The 12,047-nt window shown below is 39.8% G+C and carries 9 protein-coding genes; all 9 read right to left on the bottom strand.

Annotated features, from left to right (window positions below):
- Positions 1-61: 61 nt before the first annotated feature.
- Positions 62-2,206: an RNA degradosome polyphosphate kinase gene (locus RVY80_RS04785; RefSeq protein WP_317329820.1), complete on the bottom strand. Its 2,145-nt coding sequence runs from the start codon at positions 2,204-2,206 to the stop codon at positions 62-64.
- Complete coding sequence (locus tag RVY80_RS04780; RefSeq protein WP_317329819.1) at positions 2,206-3,774, bottom strand: Ppx/GppA phosphatase family protein; 1,569 nt, start codon at positions 3,772-3,774, stop codon at positions 2,206-2,208. Before RVY80_RS04780 ends, RVY80_RS04785 begins: the two co-directional genes overlap by 1 nt.
- Positions 3,775-3,783: 9 nt before the next feature.
- Positions 3,784-5,322, bottom strand: coding sequence for an exopolyphosphatase (ppx, locus tag RVY80_RS04775; RefSeq protein ID WP_295189082.1), 1,539 nt, complete (start codon positions 5,320-5,322; stop codon positions 3,784-3,786).
- 287 nt (positions 5,323-5,609) lie between these two features.
- Positions 5,610-6,380 carry a TatD family hydrolase gene (locus RVY80_RS04770; protein WP_295193380.1) on the bottom strand — a complete coding sequence of 257 codons (771 nt, stop codon included), beginning with the start codon at positions 6,378-6,380 and terminating at the stop codon, positions 5,610-5,612.
- A complete protein-coding gene (gene metG, locus RVY80_RS04765) occupies positions 6,381-8,393 on the bottom strand; it encodes a methionine--tRNA ligase (protein WP_310746205.1) in 2,013 nt (670 codons plus the stop codon).
- Between the two features lie 38 nt (positions 8,394-8,431).
- A complete protein-coding gene (gene rsmI, locus RVY80_RS04760) occupies positions 8,432-9,286 on the bottom strand; it encodes a 16S rRNA (cytidine(1402)-2'-O)-methyltransferase (protein WP_295189072.1) in 855 nt (284 codons plus the stop codon).
- Positions 9,276-10,082, bottom strand: coding sequence for a tRNA1(Val) (adenine(37)-N6)-methyltransferase (locus tag RVY80_RS04755; RefSeq protein WP_317329818.1), 807 nt, complete (start codon positions 10,080-10,082; stop codon positions 9,276-9,278). The genes rsmI and RVY80_RS04755 overlap by 11 nt, the downstream gene beginning before the upstream one ends.
- Positions 10,075-10,920, bottom strand: coding sequence for a PSP1 domain-containing protein (locus RVY80_RS04750; protein WP_295193388.1), 846 nt, complete (start codon positions 10,918-10,920; stop codon positions 10,075-10,077). The genes RVY80_RS04755 and RVY80_RS04750 overlap by 8 nt, the downstream gene beginning before the upstream one ends.
- Complete coding sequence (locus tag RVY80_RS04745; protein WP_317329817.1) at positions 10,921-11,961, bottom strand: hypothetical protein; 1,041 nt, start codon at positions 11,959-11,961, stop codon at positions 10,921-10,923.
- Between the last annotated feature and the right edge of the window lie 86 nt (positions 11,962-12,047).

The following is a 12,047-nucleotide window of genomic DNA, read 5'->3' as shown; positions in this document are numbered from 1 at the left end:
TATTCAAGAGGTTTATATAGTAGAAAATATAATCTACTACGATTCATTATAAATGAAAGAGTTATTCATCAACTTTAAACATTGGTTGTAATCGTTCAATAACAGTCATAGTCTCTTTATGTTCCCCACGAATAGCTTCCTGCATCAATACTTGTTGTGCAGAAATTGGGTTTTCTTTAGCTACTACCTTACGATATGAGCCATCAACTTTCATAATATGAGCCTTTTGGTTATCCGCGAGATATAAATCAAGAATGCCCTTAATGCGTACTTTATGATTACGATCTTCGATTGGAATCATCAATTCCACGCGTTCATTCAAATTACGAGGCATCCAGTCAGCACTGGAGATAAAGATATTATCATTACCTCCATGACGGAAGTAGAAAATACGATGATGTTCAAGGAATCTACCAACTACGGAACGAACCGTAATCGTATCACTAACACCTTCAATACCTGGACGTAATGTACAAATCCCACGAATGATTAAATCAATTTTTACACCTTTAGATGATGCTTCATAGAGCTTAGCAATAACAGCCTTATCCAACAAAGAATTCATCTTCGCAATGATATAGGCATCTTCACCTTTTTCAGCCCATTTAATTTCTTCATCGATGTGCTCGATAATTTTTTCACGTAAATTCAACGGCGCTACAATCAATTTATTCCAAACCGGTGGATCCGAATACCCAGAAATTAAATTAAAGAAACGAGACGCATCTTCACCATATTCATCATTACATGTCATGATGCCACAGTCCGTATACATACGTGCAGTTTTACCATTATAGTTACCTGTTGCCAAGTGAACATAACGACGAATGCCATCATTTTCACGGCGTACTACCATGGTAATTTTGGAATGTGTTTTAAGACCTTTTAAACCATAAATTACATGACAACCGGCTTTTTCCAAACGACGAGCCATAATGATGTTATTTTCTTCGTCGAAACGAGCCTTAACTTCCATCAATACGGTAACTTGCTTCCCATTATCGGCCGCCCGGATTAAGGCTGCAATAATTGGCGAATTACCACTAACACGATATAGAGTTTGCTTAATAGCCAACACATCTGGATCAGTGGCAGCTTGAGCAATAAATTTCTCTACTACTGTGAAAGATTCAAAGGGGTGATGAACAAAAATATCTCGTTCTTTAATTACTTCAAAGAGATTACTAGAGTCCGTATCCTTTAATTCAATGGCACGTTTAGGTTCAAAGGCTTCGTAGCGAAGACGATCATCCCCTGGATAGTCACAGAATTTAAAGTACATACGTAAATCAAGTGGACCATCAATGAGATAAGCATCTTTTTCTTCTAACTCTACACTTTCAAGGATAAATTCTAATAAATCTTTTTCACCAGTACCACTCACTTCAATACGAACTGCATCACCACGACGGCGACGACGCAAGGAAGCTTCCACTTCTGTAAGTAAATCTTTTGCATCCTCTTCATCAATTTCAAGATCCGCATCACGAGTAATACGGAAAATCATCGTCTTTTCGATATCATAGCCCATGAAGAATTCATCTGCATAATGTGTGATAACATCCTCTAAATACACAAATCGATGTTGACCTTTTTCCTTAGTAGGCAATTCAATAATACGATCTAATACTGATGGAATCGGTAAAATAGCAACTTTCTTTTCTTCATCATCATCAGATTTCTTAGCTGATACATCAGCAAATTTTTGTTTTGGTGTAATTTGCACAATAGCATTTATCGTATGGTTCGCCAAAAATGGGAATGGATGACCTGAGTCAACAGCTAGTGGTGTAACAACAGGATAAATATTCTGTTCAAAGTAATGGCGCAACCAATTTGCTGCTTCCACCTCGAGTTCCTTTGGTTTTACAAAGGTTAAGCCTTCTTGTTCACACAAATCCATAACTTGATGCAAATAAGTATATTGCATACTCACCAAACGTTTTACGGACTCATCAATAGCCTTTAATTGTGCCTTTGCATCCATATGGGCTGCATCATATTTTACAATACCATTAATCGCCTGATGACGAAGCCCTGCCACACGAATCATAAAAAATTCATCTAGATTAGAGCTCGTTATAGCAATAAAACGTAAACGTTCCAATAATGGATTGCTTTTATCTACCGATTCTAAGAGGACACGCTGATTAAATTTTAACCATGATAATTCACGATTAAAATAATACTTTGAATTAGTAAACATTATCTAGCTCCTCCTATAATTAACTTGATTTCCATACCGAAAATTTCAGTAAAATATACGGCATCACGTTTAAACGTCCATGACTCTAATGAAATGTCTTGATCTGTATAGGCTGTGACAATCATAATGTTATCTTGTTCAGTAATATCGATATCACTAATCTTTTGGTTACTGCCTGCATCCAAAGAACAAGCCATACGGATTACCGCTACCAATTTAGTAACTTGAATTTTTTGCAATTCTGTCAATTTGCGGAAATAGGCATCATCATCGGATGGCATGCCTTTGTAATGGTAATACACCACATTGGCGATGACTTCTTTTTCCTGTTCTGAAAGTCCAAAAATATCAGTACCCATCACAATATGATAGGAATGTTCCCCATGATTACGCAAGTTGATAAATTTACCTACACTGCAGAGATTGGCCGCAATTTGCGATAAATACCCCCAACGTTCTGGGAACCCTTTATCTTTCAAGACATTACAGAATTTCAAGCTAAAACGTTCCACCTCATGATCATGTACCGCATCAGTATGATACCGTCTAGCTATAGCACGAGCCAATTGAATATTTTGCTCTCGCAATTTATAGACATATGGATTTTGTTCAATCTCTACACCATGAAACCAACTGAGACCTTCCGAGAATGATACACCACTGATTAACAGATTATCTGGCGCAACCATATCCATAATTTCATGGTATAAAATAATGGTTGGCATTAAGATGTTCGCCTTAAATTCAGGTAAATTATAACGATTAATCAATTTAGTAGCTGTTACACCCTCTAAGGAGTCTACAAATTTATTAAAATCGTAAGGCGACACCATAAGCATACTATTCTCTTTGGAGTTTTTCTCAGCCTTATATCCCATCAAAGAAGCAATTAAGCGTGCTTCATCACCAGATAATACAAGATTCTTAATATTGAATTCTTGTAATTCTTCTTTCAAAGGAGAAATAATACGGCGCATATATTCGGAAATAGCCGTAGAAAAAGACGAGGATGCTCGTTCGTTCCGTTTAAAGGATTCCATAACACGCAAAGAACCACTGTGCATATTACGTTGGAATAACATAGCTCCACCCTTCCACACAGTGATGCCTACACCACCAGAAGAAATATCCAGGAACATGAGGGCCTCAGAATCATCAAAAATATGATGATGATGGGTCATATCATAATGCAATAAGGAATATTTGTAATATACTTCCTTAGGCATATCGATAACCTCAACGCGCATACCTGTATGAATGAAAATTTGATCCAAAATACTACGACGATTTTGAGCCTCTCGAATAACGGTTGTTCCATATAGTTTGGATTTAGTTACTCCATAATCAGCCATCAATTGTTTGTAGCCCTTAAGGATTTGGCAAATTTCTTCTATTGTTTTAAAGCTAAGACGAGATGTTTGGAATAGTTCTTCCCCAAACGTAACTTCTCGGGATGCATGATCGATGACCTTAACATCATCAATACCTGCATATTCTAAAATGGTGATACTCATACTACTTGAGCCTACGTGTAACACAGCGTAGCGTAATACTTTGGGTATACCCATAGTTGCCTCCTATAGTGATTCTTTCCACTGTACCACTAATTGTTTTTTGAATTCTTTCTTGAATATTTTTACTGCCTTTTCAACTGCTGCATTCGCTACAGATGTATCACAATCCTTACGAATCCAAGCAGTGATAATAATTTGATTTTCCTTAATCGTAGTCGCCAATGATGTAACGAATTGTTCGTGACTTTCATCCAGGGCCTCTGCCAATGCAAGAATGGCAGATAATTTTTGCCCCACTGATTTATCCTCACCTGTCATCAGCTGTCCATAAATGAAATTCCTATATTCCTTTGTGAGCAATCCATGAGAATTCATAACGATAAACCCACACAAGGCCTGCTCTACATGGCTAATACCATATAAATTACTATTAATCAATACATAGGCTCCATGACGCGCATGATTATAATAATTAACCTTTTTCCCGATATCATGTAACAAAGCAGATACGGTTAAAAGTTTTTGGAATCTTTCACCAAAACCATGCATAGGTTCCATTTGTTCGAATAAGGTATTTGCCAATTGAGAAACATATTTACCATGAATAAGTTCTCGTTTATTAATACCTAATAATACATTTTCAGCAGAATGAATTAAAATGTCATTGATGATGGGATTCCCCCCCATATACTCTTGACCATAATAATCATAAAAGAGTCCCTCACGTAAACCACAGCCGCCTACAACAAGACGATCTGCATCTAAATAGTTAATGAGTTCCTCCACAATAGCTAATCCGGCCACGATAATATCAGCACGTTCTGATGAAAGGCCAGGTATTTTTTTTCGCTGTGCCAAGGGCTTATCTTTCACCATCTCAACGATATCATGGAATCGTTCTCTTGGAACCTCGTAATTATGCAATCGTGTCACTGGGTAATTGATACGGCGCTGATCCATTTTTGCAATATTACGTGCCGTACCCCCAATACCAAGAAGCGGTAATTTCAAATCATGGAGCCATTTGTTATCATTCAAGATATCTTGAATGGCATTCACCATTTTTTCGTACTCTTTCTCACCCATTTCATCGCCCTTTTGAAAGTTCCCTGTCAAGGTCAATGCACCGATTGGCAAACTAACAGATTTTACAGGTTGGCGATTATTAACCAGGGTCACCTCTGTACTGGCACCACCCAAGTCAAAGATTACGAAATCCTCTAGATCAACGGTATTAATAACACCTAGGAACCCTAATCGGGCTTCTTCTTCTCCCGAAATACAATGAAGATTAAAGCCGGTTTTCTTACGAACACGTGCAATAAAATCATCACCATTTTTTGCAAGACGTACAGCCGCTGTGGCCACTGCATATGTTTTGTTAGACTCCATAGCCTCGGCCATATGAGCAAAGGCCTTCAGAGATCGTATAGCACGAGACATCGCTTCCTCTGTGAGTTTATTTTCACCCCACATATTTTCACTCAAGCGAATACTTTCCTTCTCTTGATATATCAAGGAGTAGCTACCGGCACTAGAAATTTCAGATATAACAAATCGAACAGAGTTCGAGCCTAAATCAATAAAGGAGATACGTTCCATTATATTCTTCCTTACTATAAAACTTAATACTATATATCATATCTATTAGTATACCATATATAGTGCTGTTTAGACTGATTCCCCTGAAATAGATACATTTCTATCTATCAGGCATTCATTAGCGTATCAAAAAACATTCAAATCTCTGCCTATTTCTTGTAAAGAACATGTAAAGAGATGCCTATGCCTATATATTCTATCTAGATCTTACGCCATAAGATAATAGATAAAAAAGGTACTATAATAAAAAAAACGACTGCAGGCTCATGACTACAGTCGTTTTGTGTTTATTCAATTCCAAATACGCGTTTCCCATTTTCCAATGCAATTTGGGCAAATTCATCAACATCCATACCTTTTAAGGCTGCAATTTCTTCCGCTACAAATTGTGTTTTGCTTGGATCATTGCGACGACCTCTAAATGGTGGTGGTGTCAAATATGGGGAATCTGTTTCTATAAGGATACGATCCAACGGTACTTGTTTAGCCACTTCCTTTAAGGATGTGGATTTAGGGAATACCACGGAACCTGCAAAAGAAATATAAAAACCCATCTTAATGAGTTCTTTTGCCATCTCCCAACTACCAGAGTAGCAGTGTAAAATCCCCCAATTGTCTTTACCTTCATTACGAAGGATATCCATTAAATCGCCATGGGCATCACGGTCATGAATGAGGATTGGCAAATCCACTTCACGCGCCAATTCAAGTTGACGGATGAATACTTTCTTTTGAGTAGAACGGTCGGAGAAATCATAGTAATAATCCAAACCGATTTCACCTACGGCACGAACCTTATCATTATACAAGGCTTGGTCCTTGAAGTATTCATAATCATCATCTGTAAAATCCTTGGATTCATGAGGATGTGTCCCCACCGCTGCGTACAGATTTGGGTATTGTTCTGCCAGGGCAATACCAGATTCCACAGTGCCCCGATCAACACCGGGAATCAAGATATACTCTACACCCGCGTCAAAGCAGCTTTGTAGCATTTCAGCGCGGTCATTGTCATATCGTTCATCATTGATATGAGCATGTGTGTCAAATAAACGCATTTATTTCACCAAACTTCCTGCAGGTAAGGATTCGATATTCGTAACTTCTAAATGGTCCGCCCAGTCAGAGCCAGATAAAATCATGCCATAGGACTCGATGCCCATTAATTTTTTAGGCGCTAAATTCGCAAGGTAAATAACCTTCTTGCCAATCATTTGCTCTGGTTCGTAATATTGGGAAATACCACTTACTACCGTACGTTCTTCAATACCCATATCCAATGTGAATTTCAATAATTTTTTGGATTTCTTAACCTTTTCACAAGTTAATACTTTTGCCACACGAAGATCAAGCTTTTCAAAATCATCATATGTGATGTGTTCTTTTAGTGGAGCAATTGTACCTTCTTCAATCGCTGCACCATCAGCTACTTTTGCATCACCTGCCGTTGGTGCTGCATCACGAGCTACTGATTTTGCTTCTGTAGCAGCTTGTTCTACTTCTTTGGTAGCTTCTACCATTTCTGGAATATCGAAACGAGGATAAATTGGTTCACCTTTCACAACAGTTGTACCAGTCGCTAATCCCCCCCATTGTTTTGCATCAGCTAATGTAGACGATTCAAAACCAGTTAAGCCCAATTGTTCCCAAATTTTAGGAGCCCCTACAGGAATGACTGGACTCACCAAGATACCTATAATACGAAGTGCCTCTGCCAAATGGTACATAACAGATTGCAATCGTTCTGCATCACCGTCATTTTGACCTTTCGCCAATACCCAAGGCATTGTTTCATCGATGTATTTATTCATACGACCAATGAAGTTCCAAACTGTGCGCAAACCTTTGTTGAGTTCCATGTTTTCCATGTAGCTTTCAAAATCGTTAGCTGTTTGAACAGCCAAAGTCTCAACGTCACGGTCAAGATCATCCATAGCCTCGTGTTTTGTAACCACACCACCATGATATTTAATAATCATAGCCACTGTACGGTTCAACAAGTTACCCAAATCATTGGACAAATCCGCATTAATTTTTGTAACGAAATTAGGCAATGTAAAATTACCATCGTTGCCCAATTGGATTTCGCTGAGCAAGAAGTAACGCAAGGAATCAGCACCGTATGTTTCAATCAACGGAATTGGGTCAATAACATTGCCCAAGGATTTACTCATTTTTGTGCCGTCTACGATCATCCAGCCATGGCCAAATACCTTTTTAGGAATTGGCAATTCAAGGCTCATGAGCATCATCGGCCAAATAATGGAGTGGAAACGAACGATTTCCTTACCCACTAGGTGTAAATCTGCGGGCCAGTATTTTTTATACAGCTCGCCATCCCCATCAAATGGAGCCAATGCGCTGATATAGTTTACTAATGCATCAAACCATACATAAACAACGTGTTTTGGATCGAATGGTACCTTGATACCCCAATCAAAGGATGTGCGAGATACGCAAAGGTCTTCCAAACCTTGTTTTACGAATTGAATCATTTCATTACGACGAGATTTTGGTTGAATGAAATCAGGATTTTCATCGATAAATTTTAACCATTGTTCTGTGTATTTACCCATTTTGAAGAAATAGCTTTCTTCTTTAACTCGTTCTACAGGGCGACCGCAGTCTGGGCATGTATGATTAGGTCCAAGTTTTTGTTCAGTCCAGAATGTTTCATCTGGTGTACAATACCAACCTTCATATTCAGCTTTGTAAATATCACCTTTATCAAAGGCTTTTTGGAATAAAGCTTGTACTACTTTTTCATGACGTTCATCTGTGGTACGGATAAAATCATCATTGGAAATATGTAATTTTTCCCAAAGATTTTTGAATCCATTAACAATATTTGTTGTGTATTCTAATGGTGTTACACCGTCTGCCTCAGCAGCACGTTGAATTTTTTGACCATGCTCATCAGAACCAGTCAAGAAACGTACATCATAACCAGCTAATCGTTTGAAACGAGCAATAGTATCGGCAATGGATGTACAGTATGTATGACCAATGTGCAGTTTCGCACTTGGATAATAAATCGGTGTTGTAATATAGTAAGTTTTTTTATCTCCCATGATGAGCCTCCTCTGTGATTTTCGAATGAGAAAATCAATTACTGTCTTTCTACTACATTATATACGTCTCGACGAGAAACGCCAAAACGCTTTGCCACTTCTCGAATGGCTTCTTTTTTAGGTATGCCCTGGTCAACCAAGGCTTGCACTGCTTCCTCATAGGATACAGGTTCTGCTTCGTTGCTTTCATCATCATACTGTTCCACAGTGTCACAGCCTCCGATTAAAAGCACAAATTCACCCTTATAGGTGATTTGTTCGAGATCCTCCACGAGGGCCCCTAAATCAGTGCGCAAGAAGGTTTCAAATTTCTTCGTCACCTCGCGAGCGACAACGATTTGTCGATTGCCTAGGACGGAATGCATATCCGTGAGAACCTCTTTCAAACGGTGTGGAGCCTCATAGAGCATGAGTGTTCCCGTTTGTTTCGCCATCGCCTCCAAGGCCTCGATGCGATGTTTCCCTCGTTTTGGTAAAAAACCAAAGAAGGTAAATTGTTTCGTATCAAGCCCCGATGCAATGAGTGCAGTGAGCGCTGCATTACATCCCGGTAATGGCACAATGTCTATTCCCCTCTCAATGGCGCGGGTCACTAGGTCTGCGCCAGGATCAGAAATGGCCGGCATCCCCGCATCACTAACGCACGCAATGGACTGTCCTTGTTCCAGGAGGTCCATGATATAACCGCCCTTTTCCTCCTTGTTATGTTCATGGTAGGAAATGAGCGGTTTTTGAATGTCAAAATGTTTCAGCAATATGCCTGTGTGCCGAGTATCCTCCGCAGCAATGGCATCTACCTCATTTAAAATGCGTACCGCCCGATAGGTCATATCCTCGAGATTGCCAATCGGCGTCGGCACTAAATAGAGTGTACCTCTAGTATTATCGGCCATACCAACTAGCCACCTCCTCGCTGTACACATTCTGTTCTTTATAAATTACTAATGGTGCTTCCACCGTCATGCCTGGCTTGCCACCTTGCATGGCCTCAATGAGAACTAATTTTGCCTCACTATGGTGAAAGCTATGTACAAACCGCATTCGCTTCACTTCAAACTGTTGTAACTTGAGCTGATCTAACGCATAGGCCAACCGCTCTGCGGTATAAATCATCCAACAATAACCACGAAACTTCACAAGTTTTTTAGCAGACTCTAATGCTTCACCGAGCATCGTTGTCCCTTCATGTAAGGCCTTAGCCACATCAGAACTCACCGACACATGACCGGTATTTGTTCCATAATAAGGAGGATTGATGAGGACACCGTCAAAGGGAAGATTATCTGGTACATTTCTTTTTTCTGCTTGACTGTTTGTATCTATTGAACACGATTCATCCAATGATTGACCACCTGATTTCAACGCTTGTAACGTCATAGTCCGATAGTCACAACAGATAATTTCAACTTGTTGTTCTTTATGATTGTACCGCACACTTCTCTCTGCCAGTTCGGCTGTAACGGGGTTGATTTCTATCCCCGTTACATGACCGGCTCCAAGGCTCGTAGCTACTAATGGAATCACCCCAGTGCCCGTTCCTAATTCTACATAACGACCTTTTCCCTTATACTTCGGGAAGTGAGCCAGTAGAATAGCATCTATAGAGAATCGGAATTGATCTGTTCGTTGATAGATTTTCATATTATCAATGATTAAATCATCCAAGCGCTCTAAATTATATTCACTCATCAGGTAATGCCACTTCAGACCATTTCAAATCGATGGTACGACCGGCCTCCAATTGAACCTTAACAGTATGCTTGTTGTAATTAATACGCAACACTTTGCCGATACCTTCATCAGTAACGACTTCCTTACCAATCCCTGGTGGTTCCACATCTCGTGGTGCTTGGGTATGTTCTTTTTTCACATACAAGTCGCCACCTTTTTTGTACAAATCATCTTCATAATTGAGGCAGCACATCAAGCGTCCACATACACCAGAGATTTTAGTAGGATTCAAACTCAAGTTTTGATCCTTCGCCATACGAATAGATACAGGTGTGAAATCACCAAGGAAATTAGCACAACATAATGGCCGACCACAAGCGCCAATACCATTAAGAACCTTTGCTTCATCACGTACACCAACTTGGCGTAACTCAATACGCGTACGGAATACCGTCGCTAAATCTTTTACGAGCTCACGGAAATCAATGCGTCCGTCCGCAGTAAAGAAGAAAATAATTTTATTCATATCAAATGTATATTCTACATTGATTAACTTCATCGGTAATTTACGCTTTTCGATTTTTTCCAAACAAATATCGAAAGCCTTTTCTTCGCGCTCTTTGTTTTTCTCAATTTGTTTGAGATCTTTTTCTGTAGCCTTACGAACAACGCTTTTAAGCGGTGTTGCCAGTGTATCTTCTTTAACGTCCTTTGGTCCAATGACAACGGTACCAAATTCAAGACCACGTGCTGTTTCTACAATCACGCCATCTCCAGCTGCTAATGAAAATGTATCTGGCAGGAAGTAATATATTTTACCCGCTTTTTTAAAGCGTACACCAACGATGGTTACCATCTAATCCTCCTGTCGAGCTTTGTGAAGGGCAATACTTATGCCATCCATCACAAGAGCTGTCTTGATATGTAAACGGAGAGCCGATTCCGCCTGTAGCGTTTCTGGAACGATACGAGCGAGAGCCTTTGTGCTCCACCGAGATAATAGTTTTGTTAATTGAACGGTCTTTGTAGGCAATTGTAATTCTGCCTGGGTAGCCCCATTTTTTAGAGCTAGCATATCGCGTCCAACGAGACGCAACCAATGGAGTAATTCACCAAGATCCTCGCGAGATAGTTGTTCTGTCCACAAGGAAATCAATGTAAACCATCGATTTTCATAGGCTAGCGCATCCATCACCTTAATGGCCAAATCGAGCATGGCAATATTTTGCTCCTCTGCCAATTGACGTACCAAGGCTGGATTTCCATGGCCTGTTAACAAGGCCTGATCTATATTATGTGTTATACCCTCTTTCATAAGGGCTTGGCGGATACTGTCATCATCGACGGCCCGGAATGCTACGCCCATGCATCGAGATACAATAGTGGGCAACACGGTATTAATTTTGTCCGTCACAATGATGAAATACACCTGGCTAGGCGGTTCCTCTATGGTTTTCAACATAGCGTTCGCCATAATGGCATTAGCCGTGTGAAAGTCCTCAACAATGACCACTCGGTTGCCATTACCAGCCACATTCAGATGGTCCTGTAGTAAGGAATACCACTGCTCCACCTTAAGAGTCTGTTTCATCGGCCGCAGCCAGAATACATCGCCCTTATCCATGTAGAGAGGCAAGCCCTCTGCATCAATTTTCTTTTGTGATTCCCCATTAGCCAAACGAGCCTCAGCGGTTTGTTCCAAATAGGCATGCCCTTTATGAGAGGAAAACACTGGTCTCCCTACTAATGTCGAGGCTAGACCAAAAGCCATATCTAGTTTTCCTAGGCCTGATTCCCCATAGAATAACAAGCTATGTGGCAATACTTGGCGCTGAACGAGTTCAGTTAATTGCTCTTTGATTGTATCTTGTCCAATGACGGTATCAAAATATCCCATCAAAGCCTCCTATTTCATCGTCCTACTAGATATGCTTAACGTTTATATTATACAGGAAAAGCCTATATTTTAAAAGAATAACTATA

This window comes from Veillonella absiana (genome assembly GCF_032970865.1).
Classification (GTDB): Bacteria; Bacillota; Negativicutes; order Veillonellales; family Veillonellaceae; genus Veillonella; species Veillonella absiana.
This window is presented reverse-complemented; position numbering and strand designations above follow the sequence as displayed.

Excerpts from the sequence above, each read along its gene's own strand:
- RVY80_RS04780 (WP_317329819.1), bottom strand. The coding sequence starts at position 3,774 with ATGGGTATACCCAAAGTATTACGCTACGCTGTGTTACACGTAGGCTCA.
- RVY80_RS04745 (WP_317329817.1), bottom strand. The coding sequence starts at position 11,961 with ATGGGATATTTTGATACCGTCATTGGACAAGATACAATCAAAGAGCAA.
- RVY80_RS04785 (WP_317329820.1), bottom strand. The coding sequence starts at position 2,206 with ATGTTTACTAATTCAAAGTATTATTTTAATCGTGAATTATCATGGTTA.
- rsmI (WP_295189072.1), bottom strand. The coding sequence starts at position 9,286 with ATGGCCGATAATACTAGAGGTACACTCTATTTAGTGCCGACGCCGATT.
- RVY80_RS04750 (WP_295193388.1), bottom strand. The coding sequence starts at position 10,920 with ATGGTAACCATCGTTGGTGTACGCTTTAAAAAAGCGGGTAAAATATAT.
- RVY80_RS04770 (WP_295193380.1), bottom strand. The coding sequence starts at position 6,380 with ATGCGTTTATTTGACACACATGCTCATATCAATGATGAACGATATGAC.
- metG (WP_310746205.1), bottom strand. The coding sequence starts at position 8,393 with ATGGGAGATAAAAAAACTTACTATATTACAACACCGATTTATTATCCA.
- ppx (WP_295189082.1), bottom strand. The coding sequence starts at position 5,322 with ATGGAACGTATCTCCTTTATTGATTTAGGCTCGAACTCTGTTCGATTT.
- RVY80_RS04755 (WP_317329818.1), bottom strand. The coding sequence starts at position 10,082 with ATGAGTGAATATAATTTAGAGCGCTTGGATGATTTAATCATTGATAAT.